The following is a 24092-nucleotide window of genomic DNA, read 5'->3' as shown; positions in this document are numbered from 1 at the left end:
CGCGACAACCGGCACCAGGCACGGACAGCGTGCAGCGTCCCCATGGGCGTCTGGCAGTTACCCGATGTCCGGCAAGCCTTGGTCAACCGAGACTTCGGGCGCATGTGCCAGCTGATCAGACAGCACGGTGGGATCCGCCAAGACGACATAGCCGCAATCACCGGCTTGAGTCAGGCCTTCCTGTCGATGCTCGAGTCCGGAGCCCGCAAGCTGACCAACATCGACAAGATCATTCAACTGCTGGATGGTCTGCAAGCTCCGCCAGAACTCACCGGACCGATGCTGCGGCCTAGCATCCATCACGAGCTTCGTGGCTCTGCGTCGACGGCTCTCTCGCGGCGCTGACCTCGCTGTCTTCACCGCCGCCGCCTGCGAAGACAGCACCACCGCCCGGAACCTCGCAGCCATCACAACGCCGTAGCACAACGGGCATCTGTCCGGTTCCGAAGATTCAGATACCCACACCGCGCCGGATGGCGGGCTCCACGGGCGAATAGCGTCCATCCGGCCGTTCGAGCCGATACTGCTCAGCCGGGTACAGCGGCGGTGTGCCAGGAACCGCGGGGACATCCCGCGATGAGGCTGGCAGCGGCGCCGCAGACACCGTGAGGGTGATGACCGATGGCTGATCCGTCCTACACATCGCAAGTGAGGTGCTGGCCGTCACCGGGTGGACCTGCCAGGTGCTCGTGAGAAATCCGTCGCGCAGACCGATGTACTTCCCTCACCCTGACGGAATGCCGAACATCATCACCCCGCGTCTCCAGTACAGCGCCACTGCCGTGCGCCCGCGCTGGGACGACCTCCCGCAGGACATCCGTCAGCTCATCTCCCGACGCCTGGGTGGTGTGGTGGACGCAGGACCGAGCGCCGGAAGCGGGTTCACCAGCGGTTTCGCCGCCGTGCTCCGTGGAGTTGGCGAGCCCGAGTTCGTCAAGGCGGTCAACGCCAACGACAACGCGGTGATCGCCGCCTGCTACCAGCGCGAGGCATTGATCAACCAGGCCCTGCCGATTGAGGTTCCGGCCCCCCGCCTGCGGTGGACTGAGGAGACGGAAGACGGATGGATCGTCCTTGGCTTCGACGCGATCCACGGTGGCCACATGCCCGCCGCTCCCTGGAAGCCTGACGAGCTTGCCTCAACCCTCGACGCATGCACCACCAAGGCCGAGGCGCTCTCCACGTCCTCGGCGGCACTCCAGAAGGTCGGGCTCAAGCCGATCGGTGACGGCAGCGATTTCGCGGACTGGCGTGACCTCGCCGGAGGCGCCACCAGCCCGAGCATCTTGCCGGAATGGGTGCCTACCAACAGGCTCGACGCCCTGGCCGAGCTGGAAACCCACTGGCGACAAGCCGTGGCAGGCCATGCAGTCCTCCACCATGACCTACGTCAGGACAACGTCCTGCTCGATACGAACGGATCCGCGTGGATCTGCGACTGGAACTGGCCGTGTCTTGGAGCGAGTTGGTTCGACCTGGTGCTCCTCCTGGCCACAGCGCACGCCGACGGGCACGATGCCACGCCCCTCTTCGGGAGCCACCCCACCGGCCGTGGAGTCGACGACGAGCAGCTCGACTCAGCCCTGGCTGCACTCTCGGGCTTCTTCCTGGTCTCCGGAGCACAGCCCCCAGCGGACTGGTCCCCATACATTCGCCAGCACCAGACTTGGTGCGGCGAAGTCGCTCTGCGATGGCTGTCCGACCGGCGCAGCTGGACGTTCTGAGTCGGGCGGCAACCCGTGCGACTTCGACCAGCCGAGGCGATGGCGGGTTCGGCTACGGCGCTACCGATCTGGCCACGCTCGGCAATATCACGTGCGTAATGTGCGAAGTCCCTGTTCGAGTGCAAAGTTGGGCCACCGAAGGCGCCCGATCCTCGCGGTTGAAATACTGGCACCTCGCGACCTGTACGAGACGACAGCAGCGTCGACTATGTCGCGGTCGACCTGCTGAAGAGCTGCCCTGTCCTTCGGTCTCCCCCGTAGCCGAAGGGCAGGGTTTCATCACGACATCTCCCACGATGGTCCGCACGACCGCACACGAGACGGGGAAGCCGGATGATGCTCGCGATCCACCGGCCCGGCTCACCCGCGCCCCATCCGATCCCAATGAACCCTGCGTCGTCTCGGCACACGACTGAGAAGCCTCCGCCGCCTCCCGTCGACGTGATCCGCCGGATGTGCCTAGAAGTCGTACACCGCGAAGTCCGTCACCGGGCGGTAGCCGACCCGCTGGTACAGTCCGTTGCTGGTGGGGTTGGCCAGGTCCGCGAACAGCAGCACCTCGGCCGCGCCCGCCGCCAGTGCAGCCCGGCTGACCTCGCCCGTCGCGGCGCCCGCGTAGCCGTGGCCGCGCAGGTGGGCCGGGGTGTAGACGGGGGCCACCCTGATCTGGCCGGCGACCATCGGGGTCACGCCCGCCATGGAGACGGGGGTGCCGTCCGGGGTCTCCCAGAACGTGATGCGTCCGTGGGCGATGCGTGTGTCGGCCCAGGAGCCGGAGTCCGTGGAGGGGGCTGCTCCGAGGGCTGCGGCGAACTCTCCGTGCCAGCACATGAGTTGATCGCGGTCCTGCTTGCCCGCGACCCGGCCCCGGCCCTCCGGATGCGGCGCCGGCGGGGTGAGCGTGCCGAGGCGGTACAGCCGCTGACGCTCGTGGAGTGTTGGCGTCGCTCCCGTGTGCCGTTGCCAGGCCTCGGCGAAGGCGGCGGCGGTGTCGCGGTCCGCGCTGACGCCGGGAATGGGGAGGCCGAGGCCGGCCAGATGGGCGGCGAGGGCGTCGGACTCGGCGGGGGTGAGGGGGGTGAGGTTCAGGCGGTGGGGCGGGGTGCGGAAGTAGGTCGCGCGGACCTCGCCCGCCCTCTCCAGGATGCCGAAGACAGGGCCTTCGGCGCCGTATGCGTGTGCTCCGCGCGTACGCAGCGCCTCGGTCACCGTCAGGGGGATGGTGTGTAGGGCGGGTCGCGAGTGCAGGAAGTCTCCTGCACGGGCTAGGAAGCTGTCGACGTCATCGGTGAGGTGCCAGTCGTCCGGGCGCATGCCTCATGATCCCGCGCGCTCACGGACTGCGCCCGTAGTTTTCCGACGGGGTGAGGCGACGGGCCGCGGTGAGGATGCCGCCTCCTCTCAGTGACCCCGCCGCCTACTCCAGCTCCGGGTCCGTCGCCAGGCGGCCGTGCATGTGTCCGCTCGTGACGCCACAGGTGTGCCAATAGCGGTGCGTAAGGGTGGAGACCAGCGCGAGTGGGGGCAGCTCAGGCTGCGTGATGCTCGATTCGTGCAGGTGCACTGGTTATTGGCACGGGATGCTCTGCAGCGGCATCAGAGTGTGAGGCGGTCACGGCTGCGGTCTCCTCTACGAAAGCGGGGATCGCCAGTTCGAACCAAGTTTTCTTACCCGCTGTACAAGGCTGTGATCCCCAGTCGGTTGCCAATGCGTCAACGAGGAAGAGACCCCGCCCGTTTTCGTCCATCGCCTCGGCCTGGGACGCACGTACCAAGGTGGGGTCAACGTCGGTGACTTCCACGCGCAGCCGCTCTCCGGTCCACTGCACGGACACCACGCACGCGGCCTGCGTGTGCGTGACCGAGTTCGCGACCACTTCCCCGGTGAGCAACCGCAGGTCGTTGCTCAGTTCCTTATCCAAGGCCAGCCCAAGCCGCTGCGCACGGTTGACAACACGGTCTCGCGCGGCTGGCACCGCCTCGACCGAGGGCTGGACAGTGAACGCATAGGGCGAATCTCCGGGCAACCGGGGCATGGCTGTGACCTCTCGCGGGGCGGGAGCGCTAGGGCATCGACGCGATCTCCCATAAGTGAGCGGATCGCTCGCCGACTTCACCGGGCGCGTCCGCAGATACCCAAGCAATCCGACAACAGCCCAGCAGGTGGCGGAGGACCACCATGGACCACGGGCAGCCTGACTCCCTATCCCTGAGGTGATATCACCACCGCAATGGTCATTTGAGAATGAGCCATTCGGGTTTCCGTGCCGCTGACGTGGTCCACGAACGCCTGCTGGCAGTCGGCCTACCCCGACAATCGAGTGATCAGCAGTGATCCCCGTACCCTCCGGAACCGCGCCCCGCGCAGTGAGACTCGGCCCGGTGTCGGCGTGCACGTGAACGGGCTCGATCCCGATCTTGCGACGGAGCCCCGTACGCAAGACTGGCGCTTTGACAGGGCGAGGCCAACCAAACCTGGTTGACCGACACCAAACGCCAGCCCGGACGCCCCGCACCGCTCCCTATGCGCGGAATTCGGCGAGTGGGTTGGTGACCACCTGCTGCCAGCGCTCCCGGTGGCCGACCGCGTGGAGCCGGTAATACACCGTCTCGCGCCGCCGCCCGTCGGCCGTACCGTCGTGGTTGCCGATGTTGTGTGCGAGCAGGTAGTGCGCGAACAGTACGCTGCCGGCGGGGCCGACCGCCTGCAGCGGCTCGCCGAGCTCGATCTTCGGGTACGGGCCCGGATTCATCTCCTCGACCTGTGCCAGGGCATCCGCACCGCGTTCGACGAGGTACTGCCCGAATCGCAGATGTGTGCCCGGCCAGATCCACAGGTTCCCCCGGTGTGACCGGTCATGGTCGGTGAGCCATACGCCGGCCAACAGCGAGAAGGAGCCGGGGCGCCCGTCCGGTTCGCACGGCGTCAGGCCGTCGACGTGCGGGCCGCCCGGCCGGTGCGGCCAGGGCGGGATTGTCGTCGCCACCTGCGCGAAATTCGGGTCTTCGACGACGAGATCCGAACGCAGCAGCTGGGCGGCGAGCTCCCCGATGCCGGTCTCGCGGTAGAAGTCGAGCAGCGGATGACCCTCCGCAGCGAAGCGTGGCCACAGGAAATACGGTCCGACGTGATCGTCGGCGAAGGGGCGCTGCTCCAGCAGCGCAGTGACGATCTTGCGCCCTGCCGTGATCTGCTCGCCGCCGAGCACACCGGGAATCACCACGAACCCCTGTCGGCGGAACACGGTCCGCGTCTCGCTGGTGATCGTCGTCGCCATACCGTCAGTGCAGCAGGCAGCGCCTGCCGGCAGCAACCAAATTGTTTTGCCACCGTTGACATTCCGCGGGGGCACCTATGCCCTGTGTGAGCGGTTCTGGCGGGCGGTGCTGACTTGCTCTGTCTTGGAATCGCGCAGGCGGGTCAGTTTCCAGTCCCGGATGCCGTCAGGCTGTTGAGGAGGGCGTCGGCGACGGCCTCTTCGTAGAGAGCCTGGTTGGCGTGTTTCATGGCGTGTGCGAGTTCTGGGTCCCAGGGCGTGAACTGCGGCTTACCGCGGAGTTGGATGTGGTCGTCGTCCTGGGCGATGCCGGTGTTGTAGTCGGCTGCGGTCATCATCCACGGGCGGGCGTTGTGGCGCGTGATGAGCTGGTTGGTCATGTCGATGCCGGGCCAGTCGAAGTCGCCGTGGTACAGCAGGGTTCCGCCGCCGGAGGTGATGGCGCGCGCGAGGCGGTGGAAGGCGGTGGAGGGGCGGCCTTCTGCGCAGATCAGCGGTGGGCTGTCGGGGCCGAGTTCTTGTGCGGCGCGGCGCAGGACGGCTGGGTTCTCGCAGGCGTAGACGGTGGGCAGGTTGACCGTGATGGGCAGGGTGACCAGTTGGTGGAGGGTGATGTGGAAGGGGGTTCCGTAGGTGGCGGCGCCGGTGAGCCATTCGCCCAGACCCTGTCCGTGGGCGGGGAGGTTGAGGACGAGGACGCGGCTGGCGAGGTCGTCGACGATGACGTCGAAGGCGTCCCAGAGTTCCCGGCGTTCTTCGGCGGTGGACGGTGGGGGGACGCTGTGGGCGTGGGTCAGGGCACGTAGGACGAGGTTGGGCAGAGGGCCGCGGCCGTGGTTGAGGGCTTTGGTGTCGCCGGTGGCGGTCTCGGCGAGGGCCGGCAGCATGAGCGGCGGGGTGTCGGCGGGGCGGGCGTCGAGGTGTTCCAGTACCCGGATGGCGCGGGCGAGTGTTGGTGTGTCGCCTTTGTTGATCAGGGTGGTCAGTGTGCCGTCGGTTGCGAGGTCGCTCAGCCAGGCCCGGTACCAGTGGTGTCTGTCGTGGAGTGGGCTGGCCTCGGCTTGGGCGAGGAGCTGTGTGCGGGTGTGCTGGAGGGCGGCCTTCTCGGCGGGGCGGTTGCGCATCGGTCCGCCGACTTGGGTGAGAAGGTCTGCGAGCGGGGCCCCGGTGGCGGTGTGGATGGCGGCGTCGAGGTCGGCGAGCCGGACAGTGATCTTTGCGGTGCCGGGTGGGCGGTAGGTGCCGGTGAGACCGATGAGGGCTTCGCGTTCGGCGTCGTCCGGTGCGCTGACGCTGATGGTGCCGTCGAGGCGTCCGCCGGTGCGTTCCAGCGAGCGGCGTGCGGCTGCCAGCAGGCGTGCGTATTCGGGCTGCAGGTAGCGCTCACTGGCTGTCACAGGGGTGGTCATGCCTCGTCCGCTTCTTCTTCCGGCTGATCATCCGGGGTGTCGTGGTCGTCCAGGCCGGCGAGCAGGCCGTCAGCGGATGGGGCATGCCGGCTGGGCGTGAAGCCGAGGAGGGAGGCGGCCAGTTCATCGGATCCGGGATAGCCGAGGTCGTCGAGGATCTGCTGTCCGTCCCAGAGCATGAGCATGGCGGAGACGGTGTGACTGGCCTTGTCATAGTTCATGTCGTAGTGCGCGATACGGGGAACGGTCGGGTAGGTGATCCACAGGTCGTGCCCGGTCATGAACAGGTCGAGATCGAATTTGACGGTCAGGGCGAGCAGATCGGGGCGGTACTGCTCGTCGATGCCGGCGAAGGCTTCGTCGAGGGCGATCAGCCGGGGGCAGGTGGGGTGGGCGGAGCCGTACTGGGCGTGGGCGGCGGCGAACAGCGGAAGGTGAATGGAGGCGGATTTCTCGCCGCCGGACATCTCGCTGTGCTTGGAGCGGGTGAGTTTTTCCTCCTTCTCGCCGGGCCGGGACAGCAGCAGTTCGAAGGTGCGCCAGGAGCGGTAGTCCAGGACGTCGGCGATGATCTGCTGGTACGTCTTGCGGCGGTCGCGTGCTTTGCCGGCGCGGATCTGGGCGCGCAGGAGGGAGCGCAGTTCGGCCAGTCCGGCGGGGCCCAGGGCGGCTGCGTCCTTCTTCAGCAGCTGGTTGACGGCGCGCTGTTCGTCGGTGAGCGCGTCGGACTGCACCCAGCGGATGCCGACGGTGGTGCCGGAGGACATGGGTTTGGCGCGGGTGTCGGCGTCCATGGCCTTGACCAGGTTGCGTGCCTCGATGGTGCGGGAGTGGATCTGCTGGGCCAGTCCGGTCAGCAGGGCGTCTTCCATGACGGTGCGTTCGCGGTCTTCCAGCAGGATGTGCTGGTCGGCGACCTGCTCGGCCAGGCGGCGACCGAACTCGGAGACGGGGGCGGGGCCTTCGGCGTCGGAGACGCGGGCGAGGATGATGTCGCCGTCCGGTTCCCACTCCAGGTGGTAGCCCTGATCGGATTCCGCGAGCGCGTTTTCGAGGTCGGTCAGGGCGGTCGAGATCTTCGTGGTGGTGGTCTTGAGAACGTTCTCGGTGGCCCGTCGGCCGTGGGTGGCGGTATCGACGGCGCCCAGGAGCGTGACCGTGGTGGACGGCAGGGCGCTGCGGGCGGCGTCATCCGGGGACAGCTGCGGTGGGTGCGCGGTGAGCTGGGTGATCACCTGGGCGGCGGCCTGTTCGGCGGTGGGCCACGCGCTGACGGGCGTCCAGGGGGTGTCGGTGGGGGCTTCCAGCAGGCGAAGCAGGTCGGGGCGGGTGTACGGCTTGAGGCCGGCCGTGGTGCGCAGTTGTTCGTCCAGGGCTGTGGTGAGGGCTTCGCTGATGTGCTCAAGGGCGTTCTCGGCGGTGGTGAGGCGGGTCTGCTGCGCCTGGGCCTCCGCGTCGGCCTGGTCGTAGGCCGTATTGGCTTCCTCCAGCGCGCTCTGGGCTTCCTCGAGCTGCCTTTGAAGATCGCGCAAGGGAGCGTCCAGCAGTGCTTCCTCGGTGCGCAGCCGTTCCACCAGGGCCTCGTGGTCGGCCTTGCGAGTGGTCAGCGCCTCGGTCTGTTCGGCATAGTCCTGGCTTTGCTCGGCGATGCTCGCACGGCGGTCGTCAAGATCTTTCTCAGTGCCGCGGATAGTGGATCGCGTGGTGTGGAGGTCATTGCCGGCGGTGACGAAATCGTTGACCGCGCGTTCGACGTCGGCGAGTGCGTCGCGTTGGGCGGGCAGGCCGGCCGCGGTGGCGGCGCGGCGCAGCCGGCGCTCTTTGTCGTGTGTGTTGGCGATGGCCAGATCGAGGGCCCGGTGTGCGGCATCCCGCCGTTTCCGGGCGCCGGCGAGCTGGACGGCGGTGACCTCGACGTCACGGACGGCTTTGACGATCGACGCCGTGGGCGGCAGTTGCTGGCGAGCGGTGTCGAAGTCCGCCACGGTCTCGGCGGCGGCCTGCTGCGCGGCGACCAGGTCGGCGAGATCGTCTTCCATCGCGCTGATCGTCTCGTCCAAGGCGTGCAGGCGTTCGCGGCGCCGGGCGGCGCGAGCGGTGGCGCCGATGTACTCGGGCCGGGCCTTCGGGTGAGCGCCGAGCTGGATCCCCAGGGTGAACTGCGCTCGGCTGCTTACCGCGGGACTCTCGCCGATGTCGGGGGAGAGGTCGTTGGTGAGACGCACCGAGGCCAGGACCGCGGCGACGGCTTCGGCCGGGACGCGGGACTGTTCCTCGGGGACGAGGACATCGGCCAGGGTCTGGCCGGTGGGGCGCTGGGCAGCGGGCAGTGGCAGCAGGTAGCCGTCGGACTCGCTGTCGGTGAAGGCCTGCACGGTGGCGTCGGCGTGGGGGTGAAGCCAGGCTGTGAGCAGCCCCGCCCCATACAAGGCACCTTCCACCGCCGCGGCCTGCTCGTGTGGCACGTGGTCGGCGAAGCGGATGAGCTGCCACAGTGGGGCGCCGGCACGACCGCTACGGTCTGCCGGGCGCAAGTCGCTGGCGGGAGGAGCGTCATCTCGTTCGGCGGCCACTTGCGCGCGCTCGGCGCGGACCGCCGCGAGCTGCCCCTGCGTCTCGGTATGACGGCGCTTGAGGGATTCCTGCTGGGAAAGAGCGCTGGTGCGGCGTTCGTCGGTGAGTGAACGGAAGACCTCGGGCAGCGCGGGCGCATCCGGCTCGCCGACGGCTTCCAGCGCGTCGACGAGAGTCGGCGCGTCCATGGGGATGAGGACGGCGGTCGGGTCCGTGCCCGTCCAGCGGTCGATCATCTTCCGCAGCTCGGCGTCGGCAACGGACCGGGTGGCGGCGAGAACGTCGGCGGACTGGGTGCAGGCGGAGTCGTAGTCCGTGACCTCCTTGTCGGCGGCGTCGAACCGGTCCTGTTCGCGCCGCTGGTCCTGGGCAGCGCGTTCGGCCGCGTCCAGGTAGCCGTGCACCTCACCGATGTCATGGCGGCGCACCGTGGCCCGGCTCTCGACGTGGGTCAGAAGATCAACGGTGAGGTCCAGCGGGTCGTCGTCGGTGACCAGACTGGCGGCCTGCCCTGCCGACAACAGAGTCTGCGTGTGCCGGTCGGCAGCTCCACGCAGCTGATCGAGCCCTTTCCCGACCCCGTCTGCCTCAGATGTCAGACGGGCCACGCGCTGCCGCATCTTCTCCAGGCGGCTTTCGGTGCCGGCGATGTCCTTGCCCTCGCCACGGACGCGGTCACGGAGCTCTCGCAGCCCGACCTCCTGCTTCAGCGCGTCGTGGTTGCGCAGCCCTTCCACGTGGGCGCCGAGCTTCTTACGCTTCGCCGCTGCCTCGTCCCGGTCTGACTTCGCGGCCTGGAGGGCCGCGTCCGCCGCACGTCGGTCCTGGGCCGCTGTGGCGATCTTGTCGCAGTGACCGGTCGTGGCTTCGCAGCGCGCGTTGATCTGCTCGACGCGGTCCCGGGCGTGCGCGCGCAGGTAGGCCGTGTAGTCCCGAAGGAAGTCCTGGACGGCTCCATCGGCCTTGGTCAGCGAGTCCAGGACGGCTTGGATTTCGGCGAGGTTCTCGAAATCCCGTGCGGCTTGTGCGATCAGGGCATCGTCGACGGGCCGCAGCCCGGCCGTCAGGGTGTCGGAGAGCTTGTCCGGGTCGAGGTCCTTGGCCAGCAGCGGGCGGCGCAGCTGGAGCAGCAGGTTGATCAGCTGGGCATAGCGCTGACGGCCCAGGCCGAACAGGCGGTCATCGATGGCCTCCCGGTACTCGGTGGCCGTCTTACAGACAGCGTCCGGGCCGATGAGCTTCTCCAGTTCCTTCTTGCGCAGCGGGCGGGAGTCGGCGGTGAGCAGGCCGAAGTCCACGCCGATCCGGCCATCGGAGACAAAGAAGAAGCGGCCCGGGCGTTCCTTGCTCTTCTGAGCCAGCAAGCCGAGGCCGACGGTCACCGCCTCCAGCAGTTCGCCGTCAGCGGTGGTTCGGGTGAACTCCATCCACACGTACCCGTATGCCGATTCCTGGCCCCGGTAGAGCAGGTTGGACTTCATCGTGCGTTCCTCGCCGCTGAACGGATCCAGCCGGCGCGGGTCGATGCTGCCGTCGAGGACCAGGGGGAAGAGCACCTCCAGCGCCTTGGTCTTGCCCGACCCGTTGTGGCCGCGCAGGACGAGACGGCCGTCGGCGAAGACGAACTCCTCGTCCCGGTAGTCCCACAGGCCGATGATCCCGGCGCGCGTGGGCTTGAAGCGGACGGTCGGAGCGTCGCCAGACGGGCTGGGTTCGGCGAATATGGTCATCAGAAGGTGTCCTCCGCAGCGGAGAAGTCGAATGCGAACTGCCCGTCGGTCTTCGGATGGGGCAGGACGGCGGTGATGTTGCGGTAGCGGCCGGCGGCCGGGCGGACCAGCACGCCGCCGGGCACCGGGTGCACCAACCGCAGATCGGCGAGGAGGACGAGCGCCTCGGTCAGCAGGCCACGCGGGTCGGCCTGCCACTTGTTGGTGAACGAGGCCGGACCGAATTCCTCATAAAGCGCGTTGATCATCTCGACCAGGCGGGCGTCTTCGACCAGGGGCAGCTCCACGACCCGGAGCGGCTCGGCCACCGCGTCATCGGCTTCGGCTCTTTCCGGCGAAGCGCCGCTGTCGGCTGTGGGTGCGTCCAGCGCGAGAGCGGCCAGAGTTCCGGCGTGAGGCAGCGCCAGGTCGATACGGGCGAGCAGGTCGGCGTGCTCTTCCATGGGATCCGGCGGTCGCATGCGCTTCAGCTCGCGGGACCGGTCGGGGTCTTCCTGCAGGTCGGCGATCTTGGCCAGGAGCAGCCCGGCCGTACGGTTGACCGCGCCGCCACGGCCCGGGAAGCGTCTGTCGGTGAAGTGACCGGTGGTGTCGACGAGCATGATGCCCTCGGCCCGGCGCTCGATCTGCAATCCCGTCAGCCGCACCAAGTCCTCCGCCAGCGTGGGCTGCCGCAGTGCGGCGGCGGTCTCCGGGTCGGCGTCGGCGAAGTACACCACCGGATGCTCGATGACGGCGCGGCGCGCCCGCTGCGCGCCGTGCCGGCGTCGGGCATCGCGGCCGACACCGCTGGCCGGGATCTCCAACAATCCGGCGGCGCTCGTCAGGTGCTGCAGGGGCTTGCCGGGACGGAACAGTGCGCTGCAGAGCTCATGGTCGATGTCGAACAGGGCGTCCCCGCGATCCGGATCGCGGGCCCAGGCTTGGGTCGAACCGTCCGAGACGCGTAGCACCCCGTGCTGCACCAGCCAGTCGATGACGTCCACGATGGCGTCCTTGTGCCCAGGGGCGGTCGGGTCGAAGCCGAGGTGATCGATGGCGTTGGCGTGCGGACTGAAGTCCTTCACCAGGTCGGCGAGGGCGATCTCGACCCGGGAACCGTGCAGGCACGCCAGCACCAGACACAGGTACGCCAACCGTCGCCGGTCGAACGGCCTCCGGCCGCTGTTGGCCGCGACGATCGCCTGGCTGCCATCGAACACATCCAGACGCCGAATCAGCCTCGCGTGCCGGGCGGTGGTGTGCAGGGTGTAGCCGAACAGCGAGCGGAAGTCCTCAGCCAGCTCGTCCGCCCAGCGCAGCACCACCGCCAGCGCCCCAGGGCGAGGGTGGCCCTCGCTGATCACACTGTGCAGCAACACCAGCCGGGCGGCCTCCTGGTACGAACCCAGCTGCGCCGGCTCCACCGCCGCAGCGACCCGGTGAACGGTGGCCATCAGCCCGCCTCCGCCGCGCCGCGCCGGACTGGTCCGGCGGCGGCGAGCTCCAGCGTGAAGCCGGGCAGCACCAGCGTGCCGTGCACCGTGCGCAGCCGACTGCCGGTCTGGCTGGGGATGAGCCGCAGCGTCATCACATCGCTCGTCCCGGTGGCCGACCGCAGCTGCCCCGCGACCACGGTCCGGGCCTCCAGTGCCCGGGTGAGCAGCTTCAGCACCGCCCGGGTCTCGGCCTCGTCCAGCACCCGCTCATGGGGACCGTGCTCCAGCAACTGCTCGGCCGCCGCCCGCTCAGCTGCCCGGACTGCCCGCTGTTTCTCCCGCAGCCGGGCGCGCGCCCCCCGCTCCGTACGGATCGGCTGCGGCCCCCCAGGGGAGGGCCGCTTGCCATGCCGGAACAAGCTGATGCTCACATCGACGCCAGGAGCGTCCCACCACGTAGAACGGGACGAGATCTGCTCACCATCGTCATGGGCCCCACCCAGATGCCGGGCCGACCGCAGGTCGAACGCCGCAGCGATCAGCGCGTTCGCCGCCTGCTCGTCCGGCGCCCCCGCGACCCAGGCCGCCAGATGCCGCAACTGCGTCGTGCGGCTCACCCCGCTCCGCCGCGACTCGGTGACCTGCCGCAGCAACGCGATCACACCCGAGATCGCCGTACGCGTCGCCCCCTGCAACTGTTCCGCCTTCGAATCCGCCACTTCACTTGCCAAGAACCACTGGCGAAGCCCCACCCAGCGCCGCCGCCAGTCCTCCCGGCGGGCCTCCGGCCGCATCATCGGCCGCTCATCCGCCTCCGCCGCCCGCTCCAGCAGCGTCTCGATCCCGCTGTCCTCCACCGCGCGGACCGCGTCAGCCAGGCGCGGCGCGTACCGCTCCAGCTCAGCGGAGAAATCGCTCATGTGTGCCAGCAGCGCGTGCTTGTGCCGCAGGAACGTCTCCGGAGAGATGTCCGTGGTCCGCGCCACGTCATTCAACGTCAGATAGAACCGTGCGGCCCGACGGGCCATGTCATCCAGCACGCTGTCCAGCCGGGAGAGCTTGCGGTAGATCTCTTCCCGGTCCGCACTGAGGTTCGCGGCGGCCAGGGCCTTGAGATCGGCCAGGATGTCGGCAAACACCAGCCGGGACAGGTTGGCGTCCTCCACCCGAGCGCCGAGCACATCCTCCACCGCCATGTAGGCCCGGTAGCCGATCTCCGTGAACTGGTACACCGACTGCCGGTTCCGGTACGCAGCCAGACTTCCCGCCCGAGCGGCATCCTCCACCCGGCACAGGACCCGGCCGCCGTCCCGTTCGCGGTCCCGGTCCCCAGACAGGACGTCCAGCATCGCCCGCAGATTGAGATCGGCAACGGCTGGAACGTCGGCATGGCCGGCAGCCAGGTCCTCCAGCGCCGCCGCCACGTCGCTGGTGTGCACCTGCACCTGATGAACCGCCCGCAGCGCGTTCATCGCCCGCAGCACCCACAGATACGATGCCGCGTCGTCGCGCTGGGTGAAGTTGAACAGCCTCAGCCGGTCAGCAACCACCAGACCATCAAGATCAAACGACCCCAGCGAATCGGAACCGTCAAACTGCGGCACCTACGCCCCTCCCTGCAGCCTGGACACCCGGGCGACCATCAGTTTCAACTCTGACACGCCCCTACGACAACCAGCGGACTGATACAGGACGTCAGCGAAGCAACACAAACCGCTACGAGAGACTTTCTGGGGGTGTGGCGCCGAAACCTGGTCTGAGCCTGCCTTCCGTACAGGTGCCGTCAGGATCACCCGTCGTCGTACATGGCGCGGATCCGAGCTTCGTTCTCGGCCTGGGCTCTAGACCGACGGCTGCGCGTCGTGCATCGAGGTGTTCTGGATCTTCGACGGGGTGCATAAGCCATCGTCCGTCGGCATCTCGGAAGCACTGGTTGCCGAACACTTGGGGACGTCCGTCGGGCCGGGTTACGCATGGCGACCGTGACGACGACCGGCTCGTCGTGGCCGTGACACAGGTCGAGGAAGAAGGCGGTCGCCTCGATGGTGTCGGTGCCCTAACGCTGGCCACGGGGGCCCCGGGCAACTGTGCTGTGCCGCTTACAGAACGGTCGCCGTGAGGCGGCAATCCGACGACTACCGGACCGGCGGTTCCGCGGACCTGTTCTGAGGATGCGACGCGTCCAATGAGAAGATCACATCTAGCAGCTGGCGAATGGCGGATGCGGGGAACGTTGGTATGGCGAAGCGATCAGCACTGCGGGGGTACCTGTTGGAGGAGGCGCTGGCCTGGCTGCTGCGGCACAGCGGCTACCGGCTGCTTGTCGACGAGCGGCAGGATCGTGCCGAACTTACTGGAGCCGGTGGCGCGCTTCGTGTTCGCGGCCGTGGTGCCGTCCACCAGGTCGACGTGCTGGGGGAGTTCGCCTTCACACCCGCCTTCTCCCTCCCCATCCGGCTGTTCCTCGAGGCCAAGTACTACCGGGAGAAGTGCCGGCTGGAGGTCGTGCGCAACGCCCACGGCGTTCTACACGACGTCAACGAGAACTTCATGGACCATGAGGGCACGCGGCCCAGGAGGCGCTACCAGTACACGTACGCGCTGTTCTCCGCCAACGGCTTCACCCCAGAGGCGCAGCGGTATGCGCTTGCCCATCAGATTTCCCTGGTGGACCTGTCCGGGGAGTCCTTCACCTGGCTGCGCAAGGCGATCAGGACCGCGGCGGCCGACCTGTACGAGGCACAGGAAGATCACGCTGTGGAGCGTTTTCCCGTGGCGTGGATGCGTAGGGAGCTCCGTGAGGCCCTCGGCACCTGCCCGCCTGGGGTGCCGCTGTCGGGCGACACCAACGCTGTGCAGTTCAAAGCCTCGGCGACCGTGGTCCTCACGCACTTCGTCGATGCCTTGGAGCAGTACGCCGCGGCCGAGCTTCTGCTGGGATTCCCCTCGGCTCCGTTCATCCTGCCGTTGGCCGCCCAGGACCAGGAGCAGTTCCTGTCCTACGTCGAGCAGTCTCCCGACCATGCCGTGCGCCTGCGGCGCTCGGGGCAGGCGGCGACCGCCGAGTGGACGCTGTCTCCCCGGGAAGATGAAGACGCCTACCGCCTGGCCTTCAAGCTGCCGGAGCATATCGAGGAGTGGATCAGCGGGATTGCGGAGAAGGAGCGGCAGCGCACTCTCGACATCAAGGCGCAGTTCTTGTCAAGTATCACGATCTATCGAATGAACGGCAGCGGCGTCCGTGCTTACCAACTCCGTTACGAGCCAAGCGAGCTGCGACTGCCCTGACGGAGCCGGCGGCTGGGAAGGATCGAGGGGCAGTAGGCGCGGGGCCAGCCCCTCGGTCGTGCGGCACGCCGCCGGGTGCTGCGCGCCTGGCCTGGCGCGAGCCGCTGCCTAGCGGTCCAGGCGAGAGGAGAAGCGTACGGGTTCGTTGAGGACGGACGCCGCACGCTCGGTGGATGCAAGACGCTGTGCCACGGTAGTGCGGGCGAGATGGGGCGGGAGGGCTTCGCTGAACTTCAGGCCGCGGAGGGCCTTGTCGTCGATCTCAGGCAGGCACAGGCGTTGGGTCGCATCAGAGGTGTGCGTGGCCCACATCTGGGGTGTCAAGTCGGGACGCATCCGGACGAACAGTTCGTTGAAGCGCTGCTTTTCGTCGGTGAGCCCTGCGAGTGTGGCGGTCAGTGTGGCGTTGGCGCGAAAGCCGGCCCAGGTCCACCAGCGGACGTCGTCGCCGGCGCGTGTGATGACGGTGCCGCCGGGATGGGTCGTGTCGACGGCCGTCTCGCGGAGCTGTGCGAGGTAGGTAACGGCGCGCTCGGTGAGCTGGACTGGCGGGTCCTGTCCGAGTACGACGTCACGCATGGCGCGGGCGAGTTCGTACGAGGCGCCGTCGAGGACGCTGCCGTACCAGCGGGCCTTGCCGCCGCCATCGGCGGGTTCGACAAAGCAGCGGCGTCGGGCCCAGTCGATCCAGTTGACGCGCCAGCTGCGTCCGGCGAGGAGCAGCAGGCGGGGGCCTTCGACCCTCTCAGTGAGCAGCATGGGGTCGGTGCGGCCGATCTCGGTGCGGCCGGACAGCACGACGAATTCCGGGGCGGCGGTGAAGACTGCGGTCAGGTTCATGAAGTGCCGTTGGCCGAAGCGCCGTTCGGCCTCCGGGCCGATGAAGAGCATCCCGTTGTCGGAGTCGACGAAGCCGCTGTCGACGAGGTGCTGGACGATGGGGGCTGCGCTCGGGCCGAAGGGTTCGAGGCCGTTCCAGTGCTCGGCCCAGGTCTGGTCGCCGACGCGCCCTTCTTGGAGGCACAGGGCGAGGAGCTGCTGGGCGGCGATGTGTCGCGGCTCGGGTGGGGCAGTGACGGGTTCGACGAAGCTGCGGCCCCACAGTGAGAGGAGGCCGGCAGCGTGCAGGAGGCGCTGTTCGTCCAGGGCGAGGAATAGACAGTTACGGGTCGTGTCGGCACGGCGTCCGGTGCGGCCGAGCCGCTGGAGGAACGAGGCGACGGTGGCGGGTGCGTTGATCTGGATAACCCGGTCCAGGTCACCCACGTCGATGCCGAGTTCCAGGGTGCTGGTGGCGACGATGACGCAGTCCCGCGCTTCGGCGAAAGCCTCTTCCGCGCGGCGGCGTTCGTCCACGGAGAGGGATGCGTGGGAGAGGAACGTGGTGACGCCCTTGGCTCGCAGGGAGGCCCCGAGTTCTTCCACGAGCTGCTTGGAGTCGCAGAAGACCAGCCGTTTCTCGCCGCGGTGGAGCGAGGCGATGACCTTTGCCGCGTTGGCGACGCTGCCGACATAGTCCAGGGTGATGTCGCCTGCCGGCGGTGTCGCGGCCTCCGCGGGCAGGGCGGGCATGTCCGGGGCGACTACCTGGGCGGGCCGGCTGTCCTGGCCGGAGCCCTGGAACCACGCCAGGAGATCCTGTGGGTTGCCTACGGTCGCCGACAGGCCGACACGCTGGATGGGCCGACCGGTGATGCGAGTCAGGCGCTCGAGCAAGGCGAGGAGGTGCCAGCCGCGGTCGTCGCCGGCGAAGGCGTGGACCTCGTCCACGATGACGGTTCGCAGATTAGCGAAGAACCACTGGTGCTCGACCTTGGTGCTGACGAGCATGGCCTCGATGGACTCGGGGGTGGTGAGCAGGATGTCCGGCGGGTCGAGAAGGATCTTGCGTCGGCTGGCTGCGGTCACGTCGCCGTGCCACAGGGCGACGCGGCGGCCCAGCCATCCCGTGTACGACTCCAGACGCGGCAGCAGGTTGTTGAGTAGGGCCTTGATCGGGCACACGTACAGGACGGACAGGCCCTTCCACTGCTGCTGTTCCATGGCGGACAGCACCGGGAACGCTGCGGCTTCGGTCTTGCCGCCGGCAGTGGGTGCGAGCAGGAGTGCGTCATCGCCGTTCAGCAGTGGCTCGATGGCGGCTTCCTGGAGCGGGCGCAGACCGGGCCAGCCCAGGGAGTTGGCGATGTGGTGCAGGACGACCGGGTGGAGTTGATCGAGAGCGCTGTCCGTCACAGGAGCCTCAGAGGTCCAGTTCTACGTCGCCAGCCGCTGCGGCGGGGGACATCGCGGCGTTGCGTTCGGTCTCGGTCAATTCGGAAGGCGCCAGGGTGAGGGCGTAGTGCTTGCGCGGGTCGAAGTCCTCGAACTGGTCGATGCGGTCGAGGACGTCGCTCACCAGCTTCTTGAGGAACACGCGGGGCGCGATGCCCACCTTGCCGCCCAGTCCTCCGGCGACGGCCTTGGCAAGGTCGGCCAGGTAGGCGTCGTCCGCGCTGGCGGTGATGCGGTCACTGGCGGTGGATCCGGCGGCGTACAGGTCGCGTACGTGTCCGCCGAGTTCGGTGAGGGACTCGACGGTGAAGCCGGGCAGCCGGATCTGTACCGCCCGGGGGTTGTCGAACCGTGCGTCGGTGGTGAAGTCGGTGGCCAGGCGCTGGGCCAGGGGCGGCAGGCGCTGTACCCCTTGCTGGCCGTCGTAGAAGGCGGGCGTGCCGGTGATGATCAGGTAGAGGCCAGGGAAGCGGCCGGAGTGGACTTCGTCGATGAGCTGCCGCAGGGCGTTGAGGGCCTTGTCGCGGGCGTCGGACCGCACCCGTTGCAGCGTTTCGACTTCGTCGAGGACCAGCAGAAGCCCGGGGTGGCCGCAGTCGCGCAGGATGGCGAGCAGTCCTTGGAGGAAGCCGAGGGCGCCGAAGTGGTCGAGATCGCCGCGTACGCCGGCGGCCTTGCGGGCGCTGGCCGCTACATGGGGCTGTCCGCCCAGCCAGGCCAGGATCGCGTCGGCGGTTGCCGCGTCCCCTGCGGCGACTGCGGCGCGGTAGCCGCGCAGGGCCGCCGCGAAGGAGGGTGCGGTGCGGCTGACTTCGGTCAGCCGTTCTGCGAGGAGTGTGTCGACGGCGCTGCCCAGGGCGTCGGGAGTCGCCGTGTCGGTGTCCTGCTCGGCGAGGACGTCTTCTTCGAGCGCGTAGAACCACGAGTCGACGACCGCGCGCAGGGCGCTGGGCGGGAAGCCCGGGGTGGACAGGCGTTCTGTCAGGCGGCGGTAGACCGTCTCCAGCTTGTGCAGCGGGGTCTCGTTCTCGGAGACCTGGACTTCGGCGACGGCGAAGTTGCGGCGCTTGGCGCGTTCGCCCAGCCACCGGGTGACGAAGGTCTTGCCGGAGCCGTACTCGCCACGCACCGCCTTGAACACGGCTCCGCCGTCGGCGACCGCAGACAGTTCCTCATCGAGTGCGGTGTCGAAGCGGGACAGGCCCACCGCGAGGAGGTCGAGCCCGGATTCGGGGACGGCTCCGCGGCGCAGCGCGTCGATGACCTCGCGCCGCTTGGCGGCGCTGACCTGGTTCACACATCCCCCTTCAGCTCGAACTGGCGGCGTAGCAGGTCCTTGTCCAGGCGGACATTGCGACTGCTGTCGGTCAGCGACAGCACGGCGTAGTCGTCCACGTTGAAGATCCGCTGCAGCACGGTGGCGAACCGTACAGCGCGGTCAGGAAGCTCCCCGGCGCGCTCGCCGAGCACGGCGGTGGGCAGGATGCCGCCCGCCTCCAGCAGGGCCCCGATCGCCGCGCGGATCTTCGGCTTGTGCACCACGCGGGGGGTGAGCGTGCGCCGTGCGGTGAAGATGTCGGAGTCGAGGAGTTCGTCGAGCAGGGCTTCCACACCGCGTGTGGCAGCCAAGTCCAATCCGATCTGTCCGTCTGTGGGTTCGGGCGCTTTCTGCTTCCCGCTCCGTGTGGCGGGTGCCGTCCCCGCCAGCTCGATGGCCGGTACGGCAGGGCCGGCTGCTTCCCACCAGGCTGGGCGGCAGTCCCCCAGGGGACGCCACTGCTCGGGCGGAGATGCGGCGCCCAGCGGCAGGAAGGCCAGCAGGGGGATGGTGACCTCGGCGGCCGAGGCTCCGCCGTGATAGCCCGCCTTGCGGGTCGTGTAGCGAAGCCCGGCGTCCCACAACGAAACCACGCGCTGGCCGGGTCCGACGACGCGCGGTCCGACCAATTCCACCTCCCCGGCGCTCGCCGGGGCAGTGCCCGTGCGGTGCCGGGCTGAGACCGAGTCCTGGGCAGTGCGCAGGTGGCCGTCGCGTTCCAGGACGTGGCCGTGGTCACTGGCGATGATCACCGCACGTCCGTGATAGCTCGCGTGCTCCAGCAAGATCCGCAGCACCCCTATGTCATCAAGGCGCCAGGTAGCGTCGCTGCGCTCGCGGTCCTTGTCCAGGGCATCGTCGATCGTGTTCAGGACCACCCCGACGAGCATGTCGGGAGTGGCCAGGGCCTGGGTGAGTTCGGCACCGAGCATCTCACCGGCTTCGCCCCGTACGTCGGCCTTGTGGAACAGGCGCGCCGTGCGGCCGTTCCAGAAGCCGTGCCGGGCAAAGCGGTCGCGCTCCAGATCTTGTCCGCCCTCGCACAGTTCGCCGGCGAACAGTGAAGCGCGGGACACCTTGGTGAGCGTGGGCAGCGCGGCCACTACGCCGCGGCGGCGGGCCGGCTGGCTCTTGGCATTGCGGCTGGTGCCGCCCAGCGGGTCGTACTCCTGCCAGGTGTGGGCCATCTCCGAGGCGATCTCCACCGCCGCGGCGGCACTCATGCCGTCGAGGAGCAGGAACAGCACCGGCCGTTCGCCCGCAGCGACCGGCGCAACGACCTTCTCGAGGAGGTTCTCGACCATGAGCAGCCCATCGCGGGCGGTGCCGTTGCGGGTCCAGTCCTGCAAGCGGAGTGCGAACGCCTCGTCCATGGCCCGGCGCCGCACGGCGACTCGCTCGTGCAGCAGGCGGTACGCGGTCTTGAGGCCCGGGTGGATGTCCTCGCCGGCCCATACCTGGGCTACGGCATGGTCGACCCACCCCCAGTCGCGGATCTGGGCGTCGATGCCGGCCGCGAGCGTCTCTGGGAGCGGAGAGGGATGTGCCAGCCACCGCACCAGGCGCAGCGCCATCCGTGCTCGTTCGACCCGGTGTTGGTGGAAGGCGTGCAGTTGGTGCTCGGCCAGGGCCGCCACGCGGGAGGCGAGAGTGTCCGCGGCAGGGCGGGTGTCGCCGCGCTTGGCCAGACAGGCCGTGAGCGCGTCGGCGACGGCATCGACACGGTAGTTGAACCCGGACCGCAGTACATCGCTGTACGTCGCCGCGTCCTGGGCCCCGAACTGCTCCAGCAGAGCTTCGGCTCGGTCAAGGACCGTGTGCAGCAGCCGGTTGGCGTCCGCGGGGGTGACGCCCGCGCGCTCGGGATCCCATGCTTCGTCGGCCAGTTGAATGACCACCTGGCGGGCGGCCTCCCCGAACGCCTGCATAGTGGCATCGTCGAGCTGCGCGTCGCCGAAGAACCGGTCGACACGGCCCTTTTGCCGGTCCATGCCGACGGCCTGCGGCGACCACAGGGCGTGGCACACCACACCGGCTGCCAGCGCGTCCGGCCCGCGGTCGACATCGATGAGGGCGAACAGAGCCCGGCCCGCTTTGCCCGTTGCGTCGATGAGCCATCGGGTGAGACCGACGCGCTCGGCTGATCGAAGGGAGGCAAGGGACTCGGTCGCGCCCCGCAGAGCCGACCAACGCAGCAGGGCCCTGATGTCCAGGCCCTCGGCACCCAGCCCGAGCCGCTGGTCCAGGCCCAGGCGACTGGCGGCCAGGTGCCGCAGCGCGGTGTCACGGCTGAGGACCTTGCCGGGCAGCCTCGGCCAGCCATTCTGCGGAGGACGGGCCGACATGAGTGCCTCGGCGGCCCAGGCTTCATCCGTGAGCCGCGGCTCCACCTGCTGCGCGCCGAACTGTTCGGCGACCAACGCCCACCGGTCAACGGTGTGCACCCGCTGGCGCAGAGCCACGCTCAACACAGTGCGGCCGAGCGCGGCCTCCTCCTGGTCGGTGAGGACCACCAGAAGGTCCGCGTCCGGTGCGTCGGCGTGCTGCGTGATGTGGTCCAGCACGCCCAGGGGGGACACACCCGCCGCCACGCGGACGGTGCGTCCCTGTACCCGCAGGGGCTGATCCGACTCCCACACCGGTTCGGCACGCAGCAGTACGACCGAGGAGACGGTGTGGTCGGCGGCAGTCGGCCGGTCCAATTGCTGGCGCAGTAGCTGGGAAACACGCTGCTCCACAGCCGCACGGCCCAGCCGGGGTGCGCGAGACGCGGCGGCCTCGTCCGTCATCGTGCTCACTCGACCACCCGCCACTCCAGCTCCACGACGGCCTGCGGGTTGGTCCGCAGGAACGAGGTGAGCTCCGCCAGCGCCTCGGTGAGGCCGTCGCCCGTGCCCCGGTGGCGTCCTGCCGCGGACGAGGAATTCTTGGCCTGGGTGGTCTCGGAGGAAGAGGAAGAGGACTGGTCGGCCGGAGCGTCCTTCGCGCCCTGCCCCTCAGCCGACGGGGACGTCGACCTGCTGAGCGCCCGCTCCAGCAGGGCGGCTGCCTCCTTACGTGCCTGGGCCAGGACGTCGACCAGCCCCATCTTGAGCGTCATCTCATCGGCCTGCGCGGCGCCCCGCAGTTTCGCGAAGAGGTCGTTCGCCTCCACGGTGTAGGGACCACCGACTCCGGCGACCAACTTGAAGTTGTCCCAGGGGGCCTTGCGCAGCGCCTCCACCACACGGGCCGCAGATTTGATGGAGCGCCCGGCCCGCTGCGCGGGCCCGCCCAGGTCGGCGTCGGCCAGGTGCTCCACGATCTCCACGCTGCCACTGCGACTGCCCAGGCCCTCCAGCAGGTCGACGGCCATACGAGCGGTGTGCAGCCGCCCGGAGGTGGCGTTGGGGTCGATGCCCAACTGCGCGGCGTGCTCTTCGAGCTCGGTGACCAGATCAGTGGCAGCGTCACGGTAGCGGCGGGCGTCATCCGACAGTTGGCGCACGAACATGCCCACCAGTCGCCCCCGCCGCAGCGGCGGCTGGTTGATCCCGAAGAGATCCATCGCCCTGGCACGAGCCCGGTCCCAACGCTCCTGGTCGGGCAGGCGCTGCTCGCGCAGCACGAGGTCGTCGGAGATCTGGTTCAGCTCAGGTGCAGGATCCACGATGCCGCCGTGTCGGGTCCATACCCGGTCGGTCATCTCGGCGAAGCAGGCGATCACCAGATTGCCCACCAAGGGCTCCAGCCCTCGCGCCAGAGGGCGATTCGTCCACGCCCGCAGGTCGGGCACCTTCAGTTCGCTGCCGCGGCCAGCCTTGTCGGCCTCGCGCTCGAAATGCTGTGCCCAGGCACGGTCCAGGGTGAAACGAGCCTCGTGCATCGTGCCCAGCCCGAGCGCGTCGGCGACACGTTGCATCACCCCCCGGTCCCCCTTGGCGACTTCGATGCTCGGCTCGGACGACTCCGCGAGCTGACGGATGTAGCCCAGCACGGTGCGAGCGTCGGCCAGTTTGACCGTGGCCTTCACTCGGTCCGGGTCGAAGTCCGGGTGGCCGGGGAACTGATGGGCGAGCGCCTGGTCCGCGATGCTGTGCAGGGCGTTCTTCAGGGTGTCCCCGAACGGCAGCGTCGGCTGCAGCGAGGGGCTCAGCGACAGAAGGTGGTCGTTGTAGGGAACCACGTGCCCGGACTGCTGCTGGGCCAAGCCGTACGCCTGCCGCAGCAGATCACGGAAGAGCGTCATCAGGGCTTCGCGCTGGCTCTCCAGCGCGGCACGGGCCCGCTGCCGGTCGGCAGGGTTTAGATGCCCCGCGTAGGAGTCGAACTTCTGGCCGGTCAGCACCTTGTCGATGACGACAAGCTGCCCGAGATCGTTCTCCCGCTCGTGCGTCAGGCCGGCGGGAATCCAGCACACGGTCTGGGCGTGTACCCCGCGTTCGTTGACGAGCTTGTGGACCCGGTCGCGGGCGTCCGCCGGCCCGTAGGTCCCTTCGTCGAACGGGTAGCCGAGGATGAGCCGCCACGCGGTGTCCTCGCTGGGATGGAACGCATCGTCCCGCACATCGCGTGGATCCCGGACAGTGCCCAGGAGGACCTCGACGCTACGGCGTGAGCCCTTCCACCACACGTCCGCGCGGTTGACGATCTCGCCCTCGATTACCCCGAGTTCCTCCCACAGGAGCCGCTTGACCATGGCTTTGCGGGCGCCGGAGGTGTTGTAGCCGGTGGCGGTGGCGAGCACGCTGTCCACGTCGACGCCGACGAGTTCCAGGCGCACGGCTGGGTCGTCACCGTTGTCGACCTTGATTTCGCCGTGCCGCGTGTGCCACATCCGCACCTTCGTGGCCACCTTGGTGACCTCGCCGCCGGGAATGGGGCTGGTGATGCTGCCGTGGTTGAGCGCGGACAGCCGGCGCACGGTCAGGTTCGCCAGCGCGGGAACTGACGGCGCGAGGGCGGAGAGCAGCAGCGTCTTCATCAGCCGGTCATCGCCGGTGAACTCCTTGACGCGGGCGGCCAGTTCTGCCGACACGCTCTCCCCGGTCGCGGTCTGCCCGGTCCCGCCGGCAAGGCGCACCCGCTCCACGTCCTCCT

Annotated in this window: 15 protein-coding genes; 3 read left to right on the top strand and 12 right to left on the bottom strand. The window is 68.8% G+C overall.

The genetic code is table 11. The features are described 5' to 3' along the window. The first annotated feature begins 42 nt into the window (after positions 1-42). Positions 43-345 carry a helix-turn-helix domain-containing protein gene (locus ABT063_RS47380; protein WP_351067528.1) on the top strand — a complete coding sequence of 101 codons (303 nt, stop codon included), beginning with the start codon at positions 43-45 and terminating at the stop codon, positions 343-345. 308 nt (positions 346-653) lie between these two features. Beyond that, entirely contained in the window at positions 654-1724 is a 1071-nt protein-coding gene (locus ABT063_RS47370; protein WP_351067526.1) for a phosphotransferase, read from the top strand. A gap of 459 nt (positions 1725-2183) precedes the next feature. Here the strand turns inward: ABT063_RS47370 and ABT063_RS47365 are convergent, their stop codons facing one another. The 8 genes from ABT063_RS47365 to ABT063_RS47330 form a co-directional block, all read right to left on the bottom strand. Continuing rightward, the gene (locus tag ABT063_RS47365) at positions 2184-3038 is read right to left on the bottom strand and encodes a GNAT family N-acetyltransferase (RefSeq protein ID WP_351067524.1); all 855 of its coding nucleotides are present in this window, start codon (positions 3036-3038) and stop codon (positions 2184-2186) included. Positions 3039-3253: 215 nt separating this feature from the next. Then, on the bottom strand, positions 3254-3760 hold the full coding sequence (locus tag ABT063_RS47360) for an ATP-binding protein (RefSeq protein ID WP_351067522.1): 507 nt from the start codon (positions 3758-3760) through the stop codon (positions 3254-3256). A gap of 486 nt (positions 3761-4246) precedes the next feature. After that, the gene (locus tag ABT063_RS47355; RefSeq protein ID WP_351067519.1) at positions 4247-5002 is read right to left on the bottom strand and encodes a phytanoyl-CoA dioxygenase family protein; all 756 of its coding nucleotides are present in this window, start codon (positions 5000-5002) and stop codon (positions 4247-4249) included. Between the two features lie 143 nt (positions 5003-5145). After that, positions 5146-6411, bottom strand: a complete 1266-nt coding sequence (locus ABT063_RS47350; RefSeq protein ID WP_351067517.1) for a TIGR02679 family protein — start codon at positions 6409-6411, stop codon at positions 5146-5148. Then, on the bottom strand, positions 6408-10715 hold the full coding sequence (locus ABT063_RS47345; protein WP_351067514.1) for a TIGR02680 family protein: 4308 nt from the start codon (positions 10713-10715) through the stop codon (positions 6408-6410). Before ABT063_RS47345 ends, ABT063_RS47350 begins: the two co-directional genes overlap by 4 nt. After that, positions 10715-12151 (bottom strand): DUF2398 family protein, encoded by a 1437-nt coding sequence (locus ABT063_RS47340; protein WP_351067511.1) that lies wholly within the window; start codon positions 12149-12151, stop codon positions 10715-10717. Before ABT063_RS47340 ends, ABT063_RS47345 begins: the two co-directional genes overlap by 1 nt. After that, the gene (locus ABT063_RS47335; RefSeq protein ID WP_351067508.1) at positions 12151-13737 is read right to left on the bottom strand and encodes a TIGR02677 family protein; all 1587 of its coding nucleotides are present in this window, start codon (positions 13735-13737) and stop codon (positions 12151-12153) included. The genes ABT063_RS47340 and ABT063_RS47335 overlap by 1 nt, the downstream gene beginning before the upstream one ends. Positions 13738-13922: 185 nt before the next feature. Next, a complete protein-coding gene (locus ABT063_RS47330; RefSeq protein WP_351067551.1) occupies positions 13923-14177 on the bottom strand; it encodes a hypothetical protein in 255 nt (84 codons plus the stop codon). A 194-nt stretch (positions 14178-14371) separates the two neighbouring features. Here ABT063_RS47330 and ABT063_RS47325 point away from each other — a divergent pair, with 194 nt between their 5' ends. Beyond that, on the top strand, positions 14372-15421 hold the full coding sequence (locus tag ABT063_RS47325) for a hypothetical protein (RefSeq protein WP_351067505.1): 1050 nt from the start codon (positions 14372-14374) through the stop codon (positions 15419-15421). 108 nt (positions 15422-15529) lie between these two features. On the opposite strand, the gene ABT063_RS47320 is transcribed toward ABT063_RS47325, so the two are convergent. The 4 genes from ABT063_RS47320 to ABT063_RS47305 form a co-directional block, all read right to left on the bottom strand. Then, positions 15530-17656 (bottom strand): DEAD/DEAH box helicase, encoded by a 2127-nt coding sequence (locus tag ABT063_RS47320; RefSeq protein ID WP_351067503.1) that lies wholly within the window; start codon positions 17654-17656, stop codon positions 15530-15532. Between the two features lie 7 nt (positions 17657-17663). Next, positions 17664-18992, bottom strand: coding sequence for a BREX system ATP-binding protein BrxD (gene brxD, locus ABT063_RS47315; RefSeq protein WP_351067500.1), 1329 nt, complete (start codon positions 18990-18992; stop codon positions 17664-17666). Beyond that, complete coding sequence (pglZ, locus tag ABT063_RS47310) at positions 18989-21802, bottom strand: BREX-2 system phosphatase PglZ (protein WP_351067548.1); 2814 nt, start codon at positions 21800-21802, stop codon at positions 18989-18991. Before pglZ ends, brxD begins: the two co-directional genes overlap by 4 nt. Before the next feature lie 5 nt (positions 21803-21807). Beyond that, positions 21808-24092, bottom strand: a 2285-nt coding sequence (locus tag ABT063_RS47305; protein WP_502991031.1) for a BREX-2 system ATPase PglY family protein, incomplete at its 5' end; no start/stop codon positions are given.

This window comes from Streptomyces sp. NPDC002838 (genome assembly GCF_040295365.1).
Lineage (GTDB): Bacteria > Actinomycetota > Actinomycetes > Streptomycetales > Streptomycetaceae > Streptomyces.
The sequence above is the reverse complement of the archived record's forward strand: the minus strand, read 5'-3'. Positions and strand labels throughout refer to the sequence as shown.

Bases quoted from the DNA above. Each gene is read 5' to 3' on its own strand.
- ABT063_RS47325 (WP_351067505.1), top strand. From the start codon at position 14,372: ATGGCGAAGCGATCAGCACTGCGGGGGTACCTGTTGGAGGAGGCGCTG.
- ABT063_RS47365 (WP_351067524.1), bottom strand. From the start codon at position 3,038: ATGCGCCCGGACGACTGGCACCTCACCGATGACGTCGACAGCTTCCTA.
- ABT063_RS47380 (WP_351067528.1), top strand. From the start codon at position 43: ATGGGCGTCTGGCAGTTACCCGATGTCCGGCAAGCCTTGGTCAACCGA.
- ABT063_RS47350 (WP_351067517.1), bottom strand. From the start codon at position 6,411: ATGACCACCCCTGTGACAGCCAGTGAGCGCTACCTGCAGCCCGAATAC.
- ABT063_RS47345 (WP_351067514.1), bottom strand. From the start codon at position 10,715: ATGACCATATTCGCCGAACCCAGCCCGTCTGGCGACGCTCCGACCGTC.
- pglZ (WP_351067548.1), bottom strand. From the start codon at position 21,802: ATGACGGACGAGGCCGCCGCGTCTCGCGCACCCCGGCTGGGCCGTGCG.
- ABT063_RS47360 (WP_351067522.1), bottom strand. From the start codon at position 3,760: ATGCCCCGGTTGCCCGGAGATTCGCCCTATGCGTTCACTGTCCAGCCC.
- ABT063_RS47340 (WP_351067511.1), bottom strand. From the start codon at position 12,151: ATGGCCACCGTTCACCGGGTCGCTGCGGCGGTGGAGCCGGCGCAGCTG.
- ABT063_RS47355 (WP_351067519.1), bottom strand. From the start codon at position 5,002: ATGGCGACGACGATCACCAGCGAGACGCGGACCGTGTTCCGCCGACAG.